The organism is Microbulbifer maximicatervae (SeqCode) (genome assembly GCF_056231245.1).
The window spans coordinates 1,699,069-1,719,330 of record NZ_CP174334.1 but is presented as its reverse complement, the minus strand read 5'-3'; the positions used below and the strand labels follow the sequence as shown (position 1 = coordinate 1,719,330).

The following is a 20,262-nucleotide window of genomic DNA, read 5'->3' as shown; positions in this document are numbered from 1 at the left end:
GTCAGCAACTGATACAGCTTACCCTTGCTCTGTTCGGCGACGCTCCAAAGCAATTGCCTCTGCCGCCTCACGAATCAATTCAGGCCCCCGATAGATAAAACCGGTGTACATCTGTACGGCAGTCGCCCCAGCACGAATTTTTTCAGCCGCACTGTCACCATCAAAAATACCGCCAACCCCGATAATCGGGATCTGCTTGCTCAACTCTTTCGATAACAGCTCGATGACCTTGGTGGATTGCGCTCTCAGGGGTTTTCCGCTCAAACCGCCCTCTTCGCTACCATGGGGCAGCTTGGCGACTGAAGACTTATCGATCGTCGTATTGGTAGCGATCACCCCATCGATATCGTACTCACACAGCGCCTCGGCTATCTGCGCCACCGCATCGCCTTCCATATCCGGGGCAATCTTGACGGCAACAGGGACGTAGCGATCACTCTTTTGAGCCAGCTCCATCTGCTTGTCCTTGATGCTGCCCAGCAAGCGATTGAGACTGTCACCAAACTGGAGGTCACGTAGCCCTTTGGTATTGGGAGAAGAAACGTTGGCAGTGATGTAGTCGGCGTAGCGGTACACCTTCTCCATACACAGGCAGTAGTCATCGGCGGCCTTTTTCACTGGAGTATCAAAGTTCTTACCCACATTGATCCCCAAAACACCGCTATAACGGCGCTTTTTCACTCTTTCAATCAGGTAGTCAACACCGAGGTTGTTAAAACCCATACGGTTAATAATCGCATCGGCCTCTTCCACCCTAAACAGCCTTGGCAGCGGATTGCCGGGTTGGGGGCGCGGTGTCACGGTGCCCACTTCAACAAACCCGAATCCCAGGGCTCCGAAACCATTAAAGGCCTGCGCATTCTTATCCAGACCAGCGGCCAAACCAACCGGGTTGGGTAGGGTGAGCCCCATCAACTCGACCGGATCATCCGGGACCGACTTTTTGTACAGGGACATCAAACCGAGGCGCTCTGCAGCGCCAATGGCATCAATCGACAAATGGTGGGCCCGCTCAGGGTCAAGCGCAAACAGGGCTTTACGCAGTGTTGAATACATACCTTTCCTTACGTGGGGAGGCGAACCCTTCAGAAAAACGAAGGGCTCTATCTTGTGATGACGATACTACAGGGGCCTTTGAGCGGCCCCTGGGCTCTATTCCGCTACTGTTCTGCCAGAGTTTCCCGGTCCGCAGTGGCGTGGGCGAGATACATTAGCTCGCGCAAAGCCACAGTGAACATCGCAAAGTCACCGACAGAAGTAGACTTCAACTCGGCAATCATATTGTGCCAGCGTTGAATTGCGGGCGCCATGATAGCGCTCCAGCGGGACATTGCACCCTCTACATCAAGATTTTCAGCCTTGCCCAAGCGGAGAATGTTCACCGCCAGTGTCGACAACTGGCTGTCCAGGTCATCCATACTGGTCTCCCGGGCCTGCGCCTGCCAGAAGCTGTCTACCGGCAAGTCGACGATCAGATTGCCAAACCAGTGCAGGTTCAACTCATCCGACAACCTGAAGTAAACCGTGGCAACTTCCTCTACGGGCGTATCGCTAGCTCGCGCCGACTCAGAAATACCCAGTGCCGAGTAGAGGTAAGTGGGCGACGCCGACAGCAGGGCCAGGGCCTCTGGTACCCCTGCTTCCAGGAGTTTCTGGTAGCGCTGCTCCCATTCGTTAAGGGGCTCGCCACTTAAGACCTGCGGCAACGCTGTAATAACCCGCTGTACCGGCTCCTGGAACAGCTCGCAGTTGGTAGCTGGCTCCAACTCATTGCGGCGATTGCGCAGGAACCACCGGGTTGCCCGGCGCACACGGCCTATCATCGAGTTCAGCAGTTCTGTTTGCAGCTCCGCTGGCACCTTGTAGTCCAGCGCAGCCAGCTGCTCCTGGAAGTCGTGCATCTCGTACACATCACGAGCGCTGACATAAGCGGCAGTTACATCGTTCACATCGGCGCCAGTGGCTGTACCGATACGGTTGTAGAAGGTGATACCCATACTGTTAACCATCTCATTGGCGACCTGGGTAGCCACAATCTGGCGCAACAGCGGATGGTCATAGACTTGGTCGCGATAACGCTCGACCAATTTTTCCGGGAATGCAGACTCAACCGCAAAACGCACCCGCTCATTGTCGGTGATTTGTGCATTTTGCAGCTCTTCTTTCAACTTGACCTTCACGTATGAGATTAGAACCGATAATTCAGGGCGGGTCAGGGACTGCCCTTTGTGCTCGCGTTCAGAAATCTGCTCGTTATCAGGAATAAACTCCAGCGCGCGGTTCAATCGGCCGTCGTCTTCCAAAGTGTTGATGGTTCTGCGGTACTCGTCCAGGCGCTTGGCAACCTGATATTCCGCCACACTGAGGGCAAAAGTCTGCTCATAGTTATTGTGCAGCACCAATTCACCGACAGCATCGGTCATCCCATCCAGCAGCTCATTGCGCTGCTTTTCAGTCAAATCACCCTGGGCAACAACTTTATCCAGAAGGATCTTGATATTTACCTCGTGGTCAGAACAATCCACACCGGCCGCATTATCGATAAAGTCGGTGTTACAACGCCCGCCATTGAGAGCAAACTCAATACGCCCACGCTGGGTCATACCCAGGTTGCCGCCCTCGCCAAAGACTTTGGCACGCAACTCCCTACCATCAACGCGCAAGTGATCATTGGACTTGTCACCAACTTCGGAGTCCGTCTCGGCAGTAGCCTTAACATAAGTGCCAATACCGCCATTCCAGATCAGATCCACCGGCGCTCTGAGCAAGGCACTAATCAGCTCGTTGGGGTTCAGTTGATCCTGTTTGATATCAAACGCTTCTTTCATTTCAGGCGTTATAGCAATGGCCTTGGCGCGACGCTCGAAGATACCGCCACCTTTGGAAATTAATTTACGCTCGTAATCCCTCCAGCTCGACCGGGGCAAGTCGAACAAACGCTGACGCTCTTTAAAGCTGGATTCTGCATCCGGATTGGGGTCCACAAAAATATGCAGGTGGTTAAAGGCTGCTTTCAGGCAGATATGCTCAGACAACAGCATGCCGTTACCAAAAACATCTCCGCCCATATCGCCAATACCGACAACAGAGAAGTTTTCTTTCTGGACATCCACCCCCATCTCACGGAAGTGGCGCTGCACCGATACCCAGGCTCCACGGGCTGTAATGCCCATTTTCTTATGGTCGTATCCCTGGCTGCCACCGGAGGCGAAAGCGTCGCCCATCCAGAAGCCATACTCCCCGGCAATGCCGTTGGCAATATCTGAGAAAGTTGCCGTCCCTTTATCCGCAGCTACTACCAGGTAGGGGTCATCCTCATCCCGACGAACAACATATTTGGGCGGTACAACTTCGCCATCTTTTAGATTGTCAGTGATATCCAAAAGGCCACGAATAAAGGTTTTGTAGCAGGAGACTCCCTCTTCCATCATGGCTTCGCGGCTGCCATCGGTAGGCGGACGTCGAACGACAAATCCACCTTTTGCACCACTGGGTACAATAACTGCATTTTTCACCGCTTGGGCTTTTACCAGGCCCAGAACTTCTGTGCGGAAATCTTCCAGTCGGTCAGACCAACGCAGGCCTCCACGAGCGACTTTACTGCCGCGCAAGTGCACACCTTCCACGCGAGGGGAGTAAACAAAAATCTCAAACTCCGGGCGGGGTTCAGGAATGCCGGGAATATCCCGGGGACTGAATTTGATCGAAATATAATCCTTGGGCTGCCCTTCATCATCCACCTGGAAGAAGTTAGTGCGCAGGGTCGCCAGGATTAATTCCAAATAACGGCGCAGAACCAAATCTTCATTCAGGTTATCAACCGTATCCAAACCATCGTGAATTTTAGCGATCAAGCGCTCGACACGGGGCTGCTCCTGCTTACCAGTGCTTAAACGGGGATCGAACATCGCCCTAAACAAGGCTACCAGGTTGCGGGTGATATCCACGTGGCTGGCCAGGGTAGCGGCAATATAGCTCTGGCTGGCACCGGACTTGGTTTGCTTCAGGTAACGGGCGTAGGCACGAAGCATGGATACTTCGCGCCAGTTAAGGCGGGCGGCCAGCACCAGGCGATTGAAGGCATCGCTTTCCGCTGTGTGATTCCAGATCGCCGCGAACGCATCCTGGAACAGGCCACGGGATGCCTGCGCATCAATTTTGGTGGGCAGACCAAATTCCAGATGGAATTCGTGCATCCACACATCGGTATAGCCACGGGGGCGAATCGTATAGGGGAATTCACCAATAACCCGCAAGCCCAGATTTTCCAGCACGGGAATCACGTCGGAGAGCGTCAGGCCGCTGCCCCAGTTGAATACCTTGAACCGCAGACTGCCCTGAGCGGCCCCCACCGGCTGGTAGAAACTCATTGCTACCCGGTTATCTTCACTGAGGCTCTGAACGGCTGCTACATCCTGCACCGCAATACGAGGCTCAAAGTCTTCACGGTATCCCGCCGGGAAGGCGCGGCCAAAAGTACGATAGAGACGGCTGCCCTCTTCTTCCCCGCTATTTTCAATTAGTGATCTTTGGAAAACATCTTCCCAGGAGCGGGTAATATCCACAATTTGCGCCTCCAGCAGCGCGACATCAAAATCAACAGGCTCATCAGGGGACACGCGGAAAACAAAATGAACCCGCGCGAGAATGGATTCGGAGAAGAAAGTGGTGAAGTCCGAGTCCTTCGCATTAATCGCTTTGGCAATATGCGCGCAAATCACCTCGCGCACATCACTGTTAAACAGCTCACGGGGAACGTATACCGTGGCAGTAACGAATTTACCAAAGGGGTCGCGACGCATAAACAGGCGAAGGTGAGCCCGCTCATTTAACTGCAGCACCCCCATTACCACGTCAAACAGCTCTTTGGTGCTGCCCTGGAAAAGTTCATCCCTTGGGAAGGTATCGAGAATCCGGCGCAGGGCTTTGCCATCGTGCCCCTGCCCGGAGAGACCGCTAGACTCTATGATCGAGGCCATCTTGCGGCGAATAATCGGAATTTTCGCCGGGCTCTCGGTGTAAACCGGCGAGGTGTAAAGCCCCATAAACGCCGCTTCACCAATCACCTCACCATCGGTGTTGTAGCGCTTAATCATCACGTAGTCCGAATAGGCCGTGCGGTGCACCCGAGACTTAACGGAGGACTTGGCAAATGTCAGGTAATTGGGCCCTTGGTAGAAACGCTGCTTGCCCTCACTAAAAGAGGTTTCCAGCATCGGCGCAGCTTCTTCCAGCTTTTTGAAAATACCGAGCCTGCGGTCTTCAACTTCATTGAGGATTTTTTTATCCCCGACAACACTGAACTCGTATTCGCGATACCCCAGGAAGGTGAAGTTACCGTCGCGCATCCACTGCAAAAATGCACTGGCTTCCAATAGGTTGGTGTCTTCGTCTGGAAGTCCCGCCTGTAACTGCCCCTCCATTGCGCTGCAGGTTTCCAGCATCGGGACATAGTCGTCCACTACCAGCTCCACATCGCCGAGTACGTCTTTTAAGCCAGTCATCATGCCTGAAGCGAACTCAGATGAAGTGTCGTGATTAATCTCGACATAAATCATCGCTTCGTTCGTAATGCGCTTCCCTTTTGCCTGCGGCTTTTCACCCAGTAACTCTTCCTCTGGCGGCAACAGGCGAGTCAGTTTCCCCTTGGCATCGCGCTCGACTCGAACTACCGTACTCTTTATCGAATGAGTCACTGTATTTCGGCGATTGATCTCCATGCGAATGGAGTCCACCAGAAATGGCATATCCCGCTGCAGCACACCAATGACCGTATGCGAGCACTCCCAACCATCGTCTTCGAGGCGGGGGTTAAAAACCTTCACCTTGGGTAGGCCGCCCGGGCGCTGTTGAATAAAGTTCCACCAGGTGTATATGCAGCCATAGACGTCAACAAGACGACGACCGGCCAGATCCTCTAATGGGTACTGATTGAGGAACTGCTGGGCAAAAGCCACAACGGGTTCGGCTTCGCTGGTCAGCTTGTCACGAATCAGCTCGCAAATCTGCGCAACTAATTCTTCACGGCTGTCGGTAATAACCGTCGCCATATTCACGGGGAACCTCCCAATCTCATTTTTGTCACATCGAATCCAAACACTGTAGATCCGAAAAGGTCATCATCTCAGCCCATACGCAGCTGCAGGGTCGAGTCCTAAAAATTACACTTTCAGTCAGACAGTGAGGAGAAGTCCATTCCACCTCAGAATCTAGTCGGCTCGGCAGAGGCCTACGTCTCAAGAGTTGCCTCTTCATTTGGTGCCGCTAAAATCATCAGTCGCCACCTTCTCGGCGGCGACTATATATAGATGGTAGAAAGCCAGCCAGGTCCGTGCGGCGGCTAAATTCTCAGAAGAAGAGATACTATGGAAGCAAACCAGACTATTAGGGATCATATCGCCGCTTTGGGCGATTGGTTGGAAGAGCAGATTATCGGTCAAGAGAGATTGGTTAACCGATTGCTGATCGCCATGCTGGCCGATGGCCACCTTTTGGTGGAGGGAGCGCCAGGCCTGGCCAAAACCAAGGCCATTAAAACACTGGGCGAAGCTATTGAGGGTGACTTCCATCGCGTTCAATTTACGCCAGATCTGCTTCCGGCGGATATTACCGGCACCGACATTTACCGGCCGGAAACCGGAGAGTTCCATTTTCAACCAGGTCCAGTGTTTCACAACCTGATACTGGCCGATGAGATTAACCGCGCGCCAGCCAAAGTTCAGTCGGCGCTGCTCGAAGCTATGGCAGAACGGCAGATCAGTGTCGGCCGAAAAACTTATCCCCTTCCCCAGTTATTTTTGGTAATGGCTACCCAAAACCCTATTGAGCAGGAAGGGACTTATCCTCTGCCAGAGGCACAATTAGATAGATTCCTAATGCAGGTAAATCTTGCCTATCCCAATGCGGAGGCGGAAGCAAAAATCCTGCGCCTGGCCAGATCCGAGGCTAGCCTTGGCGAAAATCGCCCCACTGAAATTATCAGCCAAGAAACCATTCTTCAGGCGCGCAACCAAATTCTGGAAATGCAGATGGTTGAGGCCGTGGAAACCTATACTGTCCAACTTGTCATTGCTACTCGCGAGCCGGCGAAGTATGACAGCGAGCTGGCGTCATGGCTAGATTTTGGTGCAAGTCCGAGAGCAACAATTGCATTGGATCGCTGCGCGCGCGCTCACGCTTGGCTCGCCGGGCGCGATTATGTCACCCCAGATGATGTGATGAATGTCGCTCCCGATATTTTACGCCACCGACTCCTGTTGAGTTTTGAGGCGGAAGCGGCGGGAATTACTACCGACCAGGTAATTGAGCGATTACTTCAACAGGTGCCTGCGATCTGATGTCCGCTGAAGCATCCCCAACTGAGCTCGAACTGCGCGGGGCTTATCCCGAAGTAACGCCGTTGGTACAAATGCGCTACGCCGCACGGCAGTTGCAATTATTCAAACCGCGCCTGGCCCGCAGTGATCAGGCCGGCAGCCTGCTCACTCGCTACCGCGGCCGCGGCATGAATTTTGAGGAAGTGCGGAACTACCAGGCCGGCGATGATGTACGCTCCATTGACTGGCGCGTAACAGCTCGAACCGGCCAAACCCACACCAAACTTTACCAAGAGGAGCGCGAACGCCCGGTAGTTATCCTGTTGGATTTGCGCTCGCCGATGTTTTTTGGCAGCCAAAGAGCATTTAAATCGGTGACGGCAAGCGGCATCGCTGCGGCGCTGGGTTGGGCTGGTTTACAGCACAGCGATCGGATCGGGGCGCTACTTTTCTCCGACCGGGAAATAGACACAGTGCGCCCGCGCCGCAGCCACCACGCCGTACTTTCGATGATTCACAGTACGGTTGCCCGCGCTGCGGAACTGAGCAGCCCCGTCCCCGAACAGGGCAGCCAAACACTAAAAACATTGCTGGAGGAAGCGCGAAGAATCGCACGCCCTGGAAGTGCGCTCTTTTTAATCAGTGATTGCCATGATCTCGACGAGAGCTGCTCGCAGCCACTCTACCTTTTATCCCGCCATGCCGACCTGCAGGTGCTGAGGGTATCGGACCCGCTGGAGCAACATCTGCCCGGCCAATCCCTCACTATATCTGACGGTCGCCAGCGCACATTCCTTCATGCCGGCAATCGGCCGGTTCACGAACATTTTGCCGAAAAGCAAGCCCGAGCCCGCGCCGAGGTTGAACAACTGTGCCGACGTTATCGGCTGCCGTTGCTGGACTTTGATAACACCCAACCGCTTATTCCAGCACTGATGTCCGTCTACGGCTCGCGGCAAAGAAATAATGGCTGGCAAAATACGAGAAGGCCCAAGTAGTAATGAGTTTGAAAGTGCAGAAAAAGCTAGTCGCCAATGTTTTGGCGAACCAAGGAGCGAAGGCAAAACGCACTGGCAATTTAATTGAGGGCCAGTCGTGATAAAAGGAAGTCTTCTGGCAAAACAAATGCAATCCCCAACACCGCAAGCGCCTTCGCCCGAGGCCCAGGAATTGTTATCGCAACTCCGCGATATACAAGAGCCCAATGCGGTTAATTGGTGGCCACCCGCTCCAGGCTGGTGGATGTTGGCCGTATTAATTCTTGTCTGTGTGGCCGCCGCTGTCCTATGGTGGCGGCAGCGGCGCAAAAAAGTTGAACGCAATCGCTATCGTGTCGAAGCAGCTTCACTGCTCGCCGCAGTAAATACTGAGGAGGCGGATGCAGTACCAGAAATTAATGAAATACTTAAGCGAGTGGCAGTTACAACCTATAGCCGTACAGAGTGCGGCAATCTTATCGGCACAGCATGGGTCGAATTCCTGAAAAAGTCAGCCCCACTCGAGTGCCCCTCTGATGCGCAACAAGCACTCGTCGAAAACCTCTATCGCGGCAGCTGTGACCCAGACAAAAACCGAGTGCTACAGGAATATGCCATTTTATGGGTGAAGCAGCACGGACAACCCACAAAAAACAGCCCACAACACCAGGGCGGGGAGGCCGCGCATGTTTGAATTCGCCTGGCCATGGGTTTTCTTTTTAGCCCCATTCCCGCTACTCGCCCGCTGGCTGCTACCCCGCTCCAAACCCATGAGCAGCGCCCTGAAGGTACCATTTTATTCGGAGCTATCCCAACGCGGCGGCGGCGAACAAAGCAATCTGCTCAATCTGTTTTTGCTGATTCTGATCTGGCTGCTTTTAATTAGCGCCGCAGCCCGCCCCCGGTGGTATGGGGAGCCGATATCTCAACCCAGCAGCGCAAGGGATCTCCTTATTGCCGTAGATATTTCAGGCAGCATGGAAACGCCCGATATGGTAATTAATGGCCGACCGGCGATGCGTATCAATGCAGTAAAACAAGTGGTTGGTGACTTTGTTGAACGGCGCAAAGGTGACCGTTTGGGGCTGGTACTGTTTGGTACTCGCGCCTACCTGCAAGCCCCACTTACCTACGACAGAGAGACGGTAGAAACTCTACTAAAAGAGGCCCAGATCGGCTTTGCTGGACAGGGAACTGCCATCGGCGATGCCATTGGGTTATCGGTCAAACGCCTGACCCAACGCCCCGCAGAGCAACGCGTGCTGATACTCCTCACCGATGGCGCCAACACTGCGGGGGAAGTCTCCCCGCTCAAAGCTGCCGAGCTGGCACAACAAGCGGGCATTACGGTTTACACCATCGGTGTAGGTGCCGACGAAATGGTTCAACCTGGCCTTCTGGGGAGCCGTTTTGGCAGCCGTAGAATTAACCCTTCGCGAGATCTCGACAGCAAGACACTCAAGGAAATTGCCGACAAAACCGGAGGCCGCTATTTCCGCGCCCACAATCCGCAGGAGCTGGCAGAAATCTATGCCGAACTGGATAAATTAGAACCTGTCGAACAAGAAGCGGAAAGTTACCGCCCCATGAAGTCCCTGTTCACCTGGCCCCTTAGTATCGCCCTACTGCTGGCTGGAATTTGGGCCCTGATTCCCCTGGCGAGCAATTTTCAGCTCCCTGCCAGACGAGAAGAGGTAAGTCGTAACAATGGAGGTCAAGCCCAGTGAATATGCTCGACCTAATCCAATCCTTCCACTTCCTTCGCCCTGGGGTTCTGTGGCTGCTAATTCCCGCAGCACTACTCTGTTGGGGGTTAGCAAAGATGGTGCTCAACAGCGCTCAACTGCAAAAGGTCATAGACCCAGATCTGCTGCCCCACCTTCTACTGCGCGGTGGCAGTAAAAGACCCTGGTTATTCGCATTAATATTTGCGCTGCTGGTCGCGATGATTATCGCTCTGGCCGGCCCTGCCTGGCGCAAGCTGCCAACCCCGGTGTACAGCAACCAGGATGCCCTGGTCATACTGCTAGACTTGTCACCGTCCATGATGGCGACAGATCTCTCACCCAATCGACTAACCCGCGCCCGCCTTAAAATTTTGGATATTTTGCGCCAGAGAAAAGACGGCCTCACCGCACTCGTCGCCTATGCTGGAGAAGCCCATGTCGTCACCCCTCTTACCGAGGACACGGCTACAATCGCCAATCTGGTACCCGCGTTATCGCCCTCAATCATGCCAGTCCCCGGCAGCAATATCGAAATGGCCGTCGATACCGGGATTCGCCTGTTAAAGGATGGAGCCGCAGGACGCGGGCAATTACTTGCCGTTACCGACGGCATAGACTCAATGGCCGCCGATGAGGTCGCCAAAGATCTGTCCAACGCAAAAGTTGAAATGAGCATACTCGCCGTGGGCAGCGGCGAGGGCAGCCCCATCCCACGGGGGAATACCGGTGGATTTGTGACTGATAGTAAAGGGGCCATCGTCATCTCCAATTTCGATGCCAGTGAGCTTCGCCAGCTCGCCCAGTCCAGCGGGGGGCGTTTTGCCAAAATTACGGTAAATGACAGCGATATCGACTATTTACTGCCTCAAACTGACAGCCCGCAACAAGCGCAGCTCACTGAAAGGGAGTTCGACCAATGGCGGGATGAAGGGCCGCTATTACTCCTTTTAATACTACCTTTTGCAGCCCTACTCTTCCGTCGGGGAGCTCTGGCATGCGCCCTGCCCTTACTACTACTAACTGGAATTTCAAGTGAAAGCCAGGCTATTGAGTGGCAGGATTTATGGCAACGCAAAGACCAGCAGGGCCAGCGCCTACTGGAAGAGGGACAGCCGGCAGAGGCCGCGCAAGAATTTCACAACCCCGAATGGAAAGGCACTGCCAACTATCGCGCAGGCAATTACGCAGAGGCCCAGGAGAATTTCGCCCAAAGTAATAATTCACAGAGCTTGTACAATCTTGGCAACAGCCTGGTGCAACAGGGGGACTACGATAAAGCTATCGAGGCTTACGATGAAGCCCTGCAAAAGCAGCCCGAGTTTGCCGATGCCGAGCACAATCGAGAAATTGCTGAAAAGCTGAAAGAGCTGCAAGAAAAACAGCAGCAATCCCAACAGCAGTCCGGTGAACAGCAGCAAAGCGAGCAGGAACAGAACCAGCAAGACCAGCAGCAGAGCCAGGAACAACAGCAAAACCAAGAGCAGCAAGCTGAGAACAACGAACAGCAGTCCAGCGAGCAGCAACAACAGGGCAATAATCAACAGCCCTCTGGTTCACCAGAGCCCTCTGAGCAACAGCCCCAAGGTGAGGAGCAGCAGGGCTCCCAAGAAAAGGGCCAGGAAGAGCAGGAGAGCGAACAACAACAGCAAGGCGAACAACAGGGTGAAGAACAGCCGCTGCAAGGGGAATCGCAACCTACTGGCGCTGAAGAAAGCCCTCTCGACCAGGAAACCCAACAAGCCCTGGACCAATGGCTCCGTCAAATTCCCGATGATCCAGCCGGCCTGATGCGCGAGAAGTTCAAATACGAGAGCCTGCAAAGGCGCCGTGCCTATCGCAGCGGAGAGTGGGAGCCACCGGAAAATGGGGCGACACAAAGATGGTAAAGAACAGTAGAACAATGTCGCTGGATTCAAGGACACTGATTTCAAAAATGCCTATGGACGCAATCATTAACAACCGAATAAAACTTTGGAGCCTCCCACTCAGCCACGCCTTCGCTTTGCTACTTCTTGCAATAGCACTTTGTCTGTCGACACCGGTTTTAGCAAGCGATCTCAGCGCAACGGTCGATAGAGATAAGATTGGAATTGATGAGACAGTCAATTTACGTGTGCGCTATTCAGGAGACAAAAGTGGTGGACAACCGGACTTTGACTTGTTGGAACAGGATTTCGATATTCTCTCACGCCAACAGTCCAACCAGTATCGCGTTATCAATGGCCGTGCAGAGAGTTTTGTCGAGTGGGTACTGGCGCTAGCCCCCAAACGGGAAGGCAAACTGTTTATCCCCTCTTTTAACTATCAAGGAGAGGTTTCCGATGCGGTTCCCGTCACGGTCACCGAGGCGCAAAGTGGACCTAACGGCGGTGAAAAGCAGGCTTTTCTGGAAGTAACACTCGACAAGGAAAAGGTCTATGTCCAAGAGCAACTGCTGGTAAAAATTCGCCTGTACACCACTATCGGCTTACACGATATCGCAACAGAACCTCTCAAGGTTGCCGGCGCTCATGCAGAAAAAGTCGATGAGCAGCGATATGAGCGCAAGCTCAATGATGTGAGCCATGCGGTTTACGAAGTTACCTACGCCGTTTTCCCTGATAGCTCAGGCAAGCTCAGCATCCCCGCACTAACCTACGTGGCCATCGCTGGGCGCAGGGACCCCTTCTCCCTATTTAATCGCAACAGCCAAAGGCTTCGACTTCGCTCCCAAGAGAAGTCTATCGAAGTGCTGCCAAAACCCGCTGACTACTCTGGCAGCCAATGGCTGCCCGCTGCCAGTCTCGGCATTGTTCAAAGCTGGAGCCAGGACCCGGACACCTTTGCCGTAGGCGAACCTATTACCCGAATTCTTACCGTACGTGCCGAAGGGCTCAGGGCCGCACAGTTGCCCCCACTTCCCAAACTCAACGTGGATGGCCTTAAAACTTACCCCGATCAACCGCAACAAGAAGACCAGGTTGGGCCCAACGGCGTTACCGGAAGCCGTATTGAGACAACCGCGATTGTGGCTACACAACCCGGGGACTACGAGCTTCCTCCCGTCACTGTGACCTGGTGGGATACAAAAAGCCAACGACAACGCACCACTCAACTACCGGCATTCCGCTTCTCAGTTTCCGGTACTGCTGCTGCAGTAACCAGCGACAATGAAACCAGTGCTAAAGTACCTCAGTCAGCTACACCCACCGAACAAGTCGGTACTGTGAGCCATTTTTGGCGCAACCTGGCTATTATCGCGATTGCCTCTCACTTACTGTGGGTCCTGTACTTTTTCTTTCAGAGGCGCAAACCCGCCCAGCAAATACCGAGCAACCACACCCAGGCTCCCAACTTACAACGTGAAACCCGTGCCCTTAAAAAAGCTCTGGAGAGTGAGAACCCCATCCATATCCAGCAAGCCACTTTAAAGTGGCTTACTGCAAAGTGGCCGCAAGTAAATGGTAAGAGCTTGGCTGAGACCGCGAGGCAACTGAACATCCCCGAGCTGGATCAGCTCCAAGCAGTTCTGGACGCCGCTATTTACAAGTCACCGGCTAGTCCTTTGGACATCAATAAGGTGAAAGCAATAGTCGACTTACTAGTGAACGCGAAACCTGAAAGTGAACCCAGTGAAACGGATAGCGCCCTGCCCTCACTGTTCTCTTAACAGGAGCCACTTCAAATCAAACAGGGAAAGGTTGGCCTTCACCGCCTATGGGTAAGGCCAATTCCTGTGTATTCGAGCAGTTTAAGAGGTACTTTAAATAGAATCAGGAAAAAGTTTGTGTAGATATGATTTTCTTTGCAAGCCCTAACAATTTCCAGATTTTGATGAATCCGCCCCCAAACGCCCTGGGAACTAACACCCCCTTCACGCATTTTCACAATACATTTTGGCAAGCGCCTGAAGCTGATTTTATCCCGATGAAGAAAACGAGCTAGCAATTCAAAATCTGCTGCAACACGGTAGTTGGTTTTATATAAACCTAGCTTTTTATAACAGTCACGCCGTACAAAAAATGTAGGGTGGGGTGGCATCCAGCCCCAGCGAAATTTAGACACCCTAAATTTACTGGAGCCATAAAAACGCACTCTTTGGCTTAAGTTATTGCGAGCCACAATCTCCAGGTCTGCATAGACAGATTGGGCTCCCGAAACTAAAAATTCATTAACAACATTTGAAATTACACGACTATCAGAATAGACATCATCAGAGTTAATTGTGCCGACTATATCGCCAGACGCCAGGCATATGCCTTTATTCATAGCATCATAAATACCTGAGTCTTTTTCAGACACAACTGCCGCGACTTGGCCTTTAAACTCAGATATTATCTCTAGCGTGCCATCAGTAGAGCCACCATCAATAATTATATGCTCAATATTTGCATAATCTTGAGCCAACACGGATAGTATTGTGTCGCGAATAGTGTCAGCACTATTTAGACAAACCGTTATCAGGCTTATTTTTATCACAAAAAGTCTCAAGTTGTCGTTTCGTGAAAAGTAAAACCTCTCTTGAGAACTTTAGTACAAATTACAATATCTGACATTCGATCAACGTAAAATACTTCTATACCAGTCGTATGTTTTCTTTAACCCTACCCCCAAGGAAGTCTGGGAATCCCACCCCAACTTCGATAGCTTTGAGGTGTCTAGCAACTTCCGCGGCACACCATCAGGCATTGACCTGTCAAATGTAATATTTCCCTCAAACCCAATGATCCCGGCGATTAAATAAGCCAGCTCCTTAACAGTGCAATCCACCCCAGTACCCACATTTAAGTGGGAGCACATAGGCTCTGTCACGGATCGATATACTCGATCTTCCAAACCCATTACAAACACCAACGCATCAACCATATCCTCTACATACAGAAATTCTCGTCGAACATCACCACTCCCCCAAATCCTGACATTCTGCACCCCTTCATTTTTGGCCTTATGGAAACGATGTATTAATGCAGGGATAACGTGTGAATTTGCAGAGTCAAAGTTATCATATGGACCATAAAGGTTTGTCGGCATAACACTGCGATAGTTACGTCCATACTGCCTTGAGTACGACTCGCACAACTTAATTCCGGCAATCTTGGCAATAGCGTAAGGCTCGTTAGTCGTCTCCAACCTGCCCCCAAGCAGGTCCTGCTCCCGTATCGGCTGGGGGGAATCCCTTGGATAAATACAAGACGACCCAATAAACAGCAAATTTTGGATATCGGCCTTGTGAGCCTGATGGATTACATTGCACTGAATCATCAGATTCTGGTAAATAAAATCAGCTGGGAGCTTGCTATTCGCCAATATGCCCCCCACTTTTGCCGCAGCCAAATAAACAGTATCAATCGACTCCGAATTAAAAAAATCAGAAACAGCATCAGCATCTGTCAAGTCCAGCGAATCTCGAGGGCAAGTAATGACTTCACAGTTTTTTAGCGGTCTCAGCCTCTGAATTAATGCCGAACCAACCATGCCCCGATGACCTGCGACAAAAACTCTCTGGGAGTATTTCACTAACTACTCCTCAAAAATAGGCTCAGTGCGATAACCATTCCCAGCCAACAACAAATTCCGCTTCGCTTCCCTCAAATCATACTTAACCATCTCCCCAACTAAATCTTTCAAGGTTGTTTTAGGTGCCCATCCCAGTTCTTGCCGAGCCAATGAGGCGTCACCTATTAGTGACACCACCTCTGTCGGGCGAAAATAACGAGAGTCCACTTTAACAATTACATCTCCACATTTAACTGCTGGAGCATCTTCTCCCACAATTGAAGCAACAACACCTACCTCTTTCTGCCCCTCTCCATGAAACTCTATCGCTATCCCCAACTCTTGAGCACAATTACGAACAAAATCCCTAACGGAGTATTGCAGCCCTGTAGAGATGATAAAATCCTTAGGACTTTCTTGCTGCAACATCAACCATTGCATTTCAACATAGTCTCTAGCATGCCCCCAGTCCCTCAGTGCATTCAGCTCCCCCAAATACAAGCAACGCTCTAAACCTTGGGCAACATTTGCCAAACCCCGGGTTATCTTTCGAGTAACAAAAGTTTCACCACGCCGTGATGACTCGTGATTAAATAAGATTCCATTGCAAGCATATAAGCCATAGGCCTCGCGGAAATTGACCGCAGTCCAATAAGCAAACAATTTTGCAATTGAGTATGGAGAGCGAGGATAGAAAGGAGTGTTTTCATTCTGAGGGGAAGCTTTGGCAGCACCGTAAAGCTCCGATGTTGAGGCTTGGTAAAACCTGGTTTTATCCAACCCCAGAAGACGCATCCCCTCAAGTATTCTGAGGGTTCCAAGCCCGTTCACATTTGCAGTATATTCAGGGCATTCAAAACTGACCGCAACATGTGACTGAGCACCCAAATTATAGATCTCATCAGGCCGCACCTCCTGAAGAATTCGGGTCAAATTGCTCGTATCGGTAAGGTCTCCATAGTGAAGAAAAAACCTTCTACTATCATCTTGCGGCCCTTGGTACAAGTGATCTATGCGGCTCGTATTAAATGAAGAGGACCTTCTTTTAACCCCATGAACCTCGTATCCTTTCGCCAATAAAAATTCAGCTAAATAAGAGCCATCCTGGCCTGTCACACCGGTTATTAGTGCTTTTTTCATTTAAAAATGCCTTACCTAATTATTGCCTTTATCATTCAACTCCAACAAGTAAACTAAAGTTAAAAGTTCAACATCTTTTTAACGGCGCTCCGGAGCCCCTCCCGCCATCAACTTAACAAGCTCAAAAATTTCAACAAACCATAATTTAAACTGAACCAAAATTGAAAATAGCCTAAACCTTAAGGGGTACTCACTCCGACTCAAGAAATAAAATACAGATCTTAATGGAGGAAAAAAAGTACGTACAATCACACCAAATCTTCCAATACCATGATTACTAGAATATTGACCTCCTTTCACTCTCCTAGCCTTGACCGCTAACCCCGACCAAGAACCTCTCACTCTATGAGCCACAATTGCTTGCGAAAGGTAGACCAGTCTCCCACCGTGCGCTCTCGCTCGATGACAAAAATCAAAATCACCACCGGAGTATAATTTTCCATCGAAAGCGCCCACTTGCTCAGCAAATTGCTTCCGCACAGCAAGATTAGCAGTTGCAGCCACTCCAACCTGTACATATTGCTCCTGAGGAATGCCTTTCAAACAATCATACATTTGATAAACGTCACAATCTGAAATATTTTCTGCGGATATAATTCGCCCAGCAAACAAGGTTCTTTGGTGATTACTTTCGAGAAGCGCAGAGTTAATTTTTTCAACCCAGCAAGGTTTTGGCAGGCAGTCTGCATCAGTAAAGAGGAGCCACTCTCCTCTTGCAAACTTCACCCCTAAGTTTCTAGCAGCATAAGACCCAGGTACGTAGCACCTGAGAACCCTCAGGGAAAAGGAGTAATTTCTCGCTAGAAAAGCAACAGGGGGGTCGTTTGCAACTAAAATCAGCTCAAATTCTGACTTTGCAAACGATTGATTTTCCAATTGAGATAAGAGCCCCCCAATAAAACACCAATGTTGATACACGGGAACAATTATTGAGAACTTTGGCTCCATTTGAGCATCCTTGCTCAATCCATCACATTATTTTTCAACCAAAAATAAATACAACTCTAACATTTAGCACAACATTTTAATTGAGCAAGTACGGAAAATAATAAGCAGTAGCTAATCACGCCAAAATTTAGCAAAGGGTCCAAAAAAATGCCATCTGGAAAGCAGAGGCCAGCTAGAAGCCTTCCCAACTTACCCTATCCCGCTATCACTCAGCAGAGAATTTATAGCCTAATTACATTACAGGTTTAGGCATGACACATAGAAAAGCTACAAAGAGTGTTACCCTCCTCATGTCCGACGAGCTTGGTAAGAACCTTCAAGAACAGACAACGTTTTAGCCGCAGACCTCTCCCAACAAAACATATTCAATCTAGCGAGAGCATTTCTCTGTAAACGCTCCACCAGCGCTTGTTCAGTTGTTAGCTTTACTAACCCCCTAGCCATACCCTCAACATCTAAAGGATTTACCAAAAGCGCAGCATCACCTGCAACTTCCTTCATCGCCCCGCAGTTCGAGGTTAAAACAGGCGTGCCTTGACTAAAAGCCTCAACAATTGGAAGCCCGAACCCTTCATATAGAGAAGGGATAAGCAATGCTCTAGCATTACTATAGAGATCGGGAAGCTGAGCATCCTCAACGTACCCTAAAATCTCAACTTTTTCGCTTAGCCCTAGCCTCTCGACAACCTCTTCAACCTTCACCCCCCCCCATCCTTTGCCGCCACACAACTTCAAAGGTAAAGCCTCTTTTGCAATTCTCGTATATTGACTATACGCCTCTAACAAACGCTGCAAGTTCTTACGGGGCTCTAGGGTACCCACAAATAAAAAGTAATCTCCCCGGCGGAGTCTGAAGCAAGGTGACTTAAGAAATGGAGCTTCAGGAATAACAACAACTTTGTCCCTACAGTAACTGAAAGAGCCCAAAATTTCCTCTCCAGTACTCTCCGACACAGCAATCACGTTATCAGCCAATCGCAATGAAGGAGGCATTAACAACCGCTCAAGCTGTAAGCCCAGTCGAGACATGGTTTGCGGAAACTTCTGCCATACCAGATCATGTATCGTAACCACTTTGGAAATACGTACAGGTAAGAAAAGGGGCAGATGATGGCGAGGAGACCAGAACACATCAATACGATCAAGCCTAGCCCAAACTGGAAATACAACCTGTGCAAATGGGGAGCTGAGGCTTCCCCAGCGAACACTACCACACCTAACCGTAATGTTATCTGCGCTTGAGAAGCTCCCCATCAGAGGCTTATGGCTGTAAAGATACCAATGATGCTCACTTTCACACATGCGATCGAACAAGGCCCGTGTATAACGGCCTATCCCCGTTGTCGACTCAGAAAGTGGCCTGGCATCGAGAGCAATCCTAGCCATTCAAGCTTCTCTATCTTCAAGAACATTTTGATACAATCGCTGGTACGAAGAAACCATCTTTTCCGCAGTAAACAACGCTTCAAAACGGCGTCGCCCTGCCTGCCCCATATCAGAGGCTTTGTTCGGCTCACGCCATAGCTTATCCATCGCCTCACGCAAGGCGTCGGGGGCAGCGGGCTCGACTACATACCCGGTTTCGCCATCTGAATTAACATAGCTGGTACCGGTCCCTATCTCACAAGACACAAGGGGCTTCCCGTTCATTAACCCTTCTACCAATGTTACACCGAAGGCCTCTGAACGCAGATGAGAAGGAAAGACTACCGCTCTACATAGCGACATGAGGGCCATTTTTTCCTCATCACTAACAAATCCAGCAAAGATAACATTGTCGGCACCTACCCCTTCAGCTAGAGCTTTCAAGTGCTCCATCTCCGGCCCTTTACCAGCTATAACGACTTTATATTCTTGGCCGGCTGCAGCCCTAACCAAGTAATCCAGGCCCTTATAGTACCGAAGAACACCCACAAACAGCATAAAGTCACGACCAAACCGAGAGACAATTGACTCAACAGTCTGACTGCTTGGGGGTGGGTAGTTTTCTTCAGATATGCCGAGCGGAATCACTTCAACCTTCTCTCTATACCTAGACAGCACAGGGCTAGTATCTACATAAGCTTGAGACGTGGCTACTATCCGGTCAGCGCGACTGAGAAAATATCTCATTAAAGGCCTATAAACGGCCCCCAAAAAGCGCTGTCGAACAATATCGGAGTGATAAGTAATTACTAAAGGCCGTGAACGACCAGCCAATAAGTAACTGATATCTCCAAATGGCCATGGGAAGTGAAAATGGAGGATATCTGGAGACTTTCTAAATAGTCGTAACAATAGCCCAGGACCAACACAACAGGACGCAATTGAAAACCACCTTTTGGAAGAACTAACATTGACACCTGAATATACTGATTGCCCACTAGGCACTTGCGACAGTGTTAAAACTTCACCTCCTGTTCCACGAGCAACCTCAAGAATAACCTGCTCCACCCCCCCTTGACTTTCCGGGAAAAATGTGCGGTAGCACTGTAGTGATTTAATCGAGGCTCCCAGCCCACCCCCTACTCTTTCAAAATCCACCAATAGGTCACCGACGTACATTATGACTGCCCAACCTACAACTTACGCCTGTAGGCTACTGTTTTTAAACAAAATATTGTATATTTAGCATTTCTCCAAGGTTAACAATGGAACTCTGATATGACAACAGCAATACACTGTACATGTTGGCAAAAC

14 protein-coding genes are annotated in these 20,262 nt (G+C 50.7%); 6 read left to right on the top strand and 8 right to left on the bottom strand.

Going from position 1 to position 20,262, the window contains the following annotated elements:
- Nucleotides 1–18 precede the first annotated feature (18 nt).
- Both ACJJIS_RS07455 and ACJJIS_RS07450 read right to left on the bottom strand, forming a co-directional pair.
- Nucleotides 19–1,056, bottom strand: coding sequence for a quinone-dependent dihydroorotate dehydrogenase (locus tag ACJJIS_RS07455; RefSeq protein ID WP_475709884.1), 1,038 nt, complete (start codon nucleotides 1,054–1,056; stop codon nucleotides 19–21).
- A 104-nt stretch (nucleotides 1,057–1,160) separates the two neighbouring features.
- Entirely contained in the window at nucleotides 1,161–6,050 is a 4,890-nt protein-coding gene (locus tag ACJJIS_RS07450; RefSeq protein ID WP_475710343.1) for an NAD-glutamate dehydrogenase, read from the bottom strand.
- A 315-nt stretch (nucleotides 6,051–6,365) separates the two neighbouring features.
- On the opposite strand from ACJJIS_RS07450, the gene ACJJIS_RS07445 reads away from it, so the two are divergent.
- The 6 genes from ACJJIS_RS07445 to ACJJIS_RS07420 all read left to right on the top strand — a co-directional run bounded on the left by ACJJIS_RS07445 (nucleotide 6,366) and on the right by ACJJIS_RS07420 (nucleotide 13,669).
- A complete protein-coding gene (locus tag ACJJIS_RS07445) occupies nucleotides 6,366–7,337 on the top strand; it encodes an AAA family ATPase (protein WP_282932305.1) in 972 nt (323 codons plus the stop codon).
- The gene (locus ACJJIS_RS07440) at nucleotides 7,337–8,314 is read left to right on the top strand and encodes a DUF58 domain-containing protein (protein ID WP_444907919.1); all 978 of its coding nucleotides are present in this window, start codon (nucleotides 7,337–7,339) and stop codon (nucleotides 8,312–8,314) included. The genes ACJJIS_RS07445 and ACJJIS_RS07440 overlap by 1 nt, the downstream gene beginning before the upstream one ends.
- A 127-nt stretch (nucleotides 8,315–8,441) precedes the next feature.
- Nucleotides 8,442–8,987, top strand: coding sequence for a DUF4381 domain-containing protein (locus ACJJIS_RS07435; RefSeq protein ID WP_444907918.1), 546 nt, complete (start codon nucleotides 8,442–8,444; stop codon nucleotides 8,985–8,987).
- Entirely contained in the window at nucleotides 8,980–10,020 is a 1,041-nt protein-coding gene (locus ACJJIS_RS07430) for a vWA domain-containing protein (protein ID WP_444914134.1), read from the top strand. Before ACJJIS_RS07435 ends, ACJJIS_RS07430 begins: the two co-directional genes overlap by 8 nt.
- A gap of 2 nt (nucleotides 10,021–10,022) precedes the next feature.
- A complete protein-coding gene (locus ACJJIS_RS07425) occupies nucleotides 10,023–11,906 on the top strand; it encodes a VWA domain-containing protein (RefSeq protein ID WP_475710342.1) in 1,884 nt (627 codons plus the stop codon).
- Nucleotides 11,900–13,669 (top strand): BatD family protein, encoded by a 1,770-nt coding sequence (locus ACJJIS_RS07420; protein ID WP_475709883.1) that lies wholly within the window; start codon nucleotides 11,900–11,902, stop codon nucleotides 13,667–13,669. The genes ACJJIS_RS07425 and ACJJIS_RS07420 overlap by 7 nt, the downstream gene beginning before the upstream one ends.
- 38 nt (nucleotides 13,670–13,707) lie before the next feature.
- Here the strand turns inward: ACJJIS_RS07420 and ACJJIS_RS07415 are convergent, their stop codons facing one another.
- The 6 genes from ACJJIS_RS07415 to ACJJIS_RS07390 form a co-directional block, all read right to left on the bottom strand.
- Complete coding sequence (locus ACJJIS_RS07415) at nucleotides 13,708–14,478, bottom strand: glycosyltransferase family 2 protein (RefSeq protein WP_445361580.1); 771 nt, start codon at nucleotides 14,476–14,478, stop codon at nucleotides 13,708–13,710.
- A gap of 81 nt (nucleotides 14,479–14,559) precedes the next feature.
- A complete protein-coding gene (locus ACJJIS_RS07410; RefSeq protein ID WP_475709882.1) occupies nucleotides 14,560–15,516 on the bottom strand; it encodes a GDP-L-fucose synthase family protein in 957 nt (318 codons plus the stop codon).
- A 3-nt stretch (nucleotides 15,517–15,519) separates the two neighbouring features.
- Complete coding sequence (gene gmd / locus ACJJIS_RS07405) at nucleotides 15,520–16,635, bottom strand: GDP-mannose 4,6-dehydratase (protein WP_475709881.1); 1,116 nt, start codon at nucleotides 16,633–16,635, stop codon at nucleotides 15,520–15,522.
- A gap of 78 nt (nucleotides 16,636–16,713) precedes the next feature.
- Nucleotides 16,714–17,583, bottom strand: a complete 870-nt coding sequence (locus ACJJIS_RS07400; RefSeq protein ID WP_475709880.1) for a glycosyltransferase family 2 protein — start codon at nucleotides 17,581–17,583, stop codon at nucleotides 16,714–16,716.
- Nucleotides 17,584–17,871: 288 nt separating this feature from the next.
- Nucleotides 17,872–18,969, bottom strand: coding sequence for a glycosyltransferase family 4 protein (locus ACJJIS_RS07395; RefSeq protein WP_475709879.1), 1,098 nt, complete (start codon nucleotides 18,967–18,969; stop codon nucleotides 17,872–17,874).
- Nucleotides 18,970–20,127, bottom strand: coding sequence for a glycosyltransferase (locus ACJJIS_RS07390; RefSeq protein WP_475709878.1), 1,158 nt, complete (start codon nucleotides 20,125–20,127; stop codon nucleotides 18,970–18,972).
- Nucleotides 20,128–20,262: the final 135 nt, after the last annotated feature.

Bases quoted from the DNA above. Each gene is read 5' to 3' on its own strand.
- ACJJIS_RS07455 (WP_475709884.1), bottom strand. From the start codon at position 1,056: ATGTATTCAACACTGCGTAAAGCCCTGTTTGCGCTTGACCCTGAGCGG.
- ACJJIS_RS07450 (WP_475710343.1), bottom strand. From the start codon at position 6,050: ATGGCGACGGTTATTACCGACAGCCGTGAAGAATTAGTTGCGCAGATT.
- ACJJIS_RS07445 (WP_282932305.1), top strand. From the start codon at position 6,366: ATGGAAGCAAACCAGACTATTAGGGATCATATCGCCGCTTTGGGCGAT.
- ACJJIS_RS07440 (WP_444907919.1), top strand. From the start codon at position 7,337: ATGTCCGCTGAAGCATCCCCAACTGAGCTCGAACTGCGCGGGGCTTAT.
- ACJJIS_RS07435 (WP_444907918.1), top strand. From the start codon at position 8,442: ATGCAATCCCCAACACCGCAAGCGCCTTCGCCCGAGGCCCAGGAATTG.
- ACJJIS_RS07430 (WP_444914134.1), top strand. From the start codon at position 8,980: ATGTTTGAATTCGCCTGGCCATGGGTTTTCTTTTTAGCCCCATTCCCG.
- ACJJIS_RS07425 (WP_475710342.1), top strand. From the start codon at position 10,023: ATGCTCGACCTAATCCAATCCTTCCACTTCCTTCGCCCTGGGGTTCTG.
- ACJJIS_RS07420 (WP_475709883.1), top strand. From the start codon at position 11,900: ATGGTAAAGAACAGTAGAACAATGTCGCTGGATTCAAGGACACTGATT.
- gmd (WP_475709881.1), bottom strand. From the start codon at position 16,635: ATGAAAAAAGCACTAATAACCGGTGTGACAGGCCAGGATGGCTCTTAT.
- ACJJIS_RS07400 (WP_475709880.1), bottom strand. From the start codon at position 17,583: ATGGAGCCAAAGTTCTCAATAATTGTTCCCGTGTATCAACATTGGTGT.
- ACJJIS_RS07395 (WP_475709879.1), bottom strand. From the start codon at position 18,969: ATGGCTAGGATTGCTCTCGATGCCAGGCCACTTTCTGAGTCGACAACG.
- ACJJIS_RS07390 (WP_475709878.1), bottom strand. From the start codon at position 20,127: ATGTACGTCGGTGACCTATTGGTGGATTTTGAAAGAGTAGGGGGTGGG.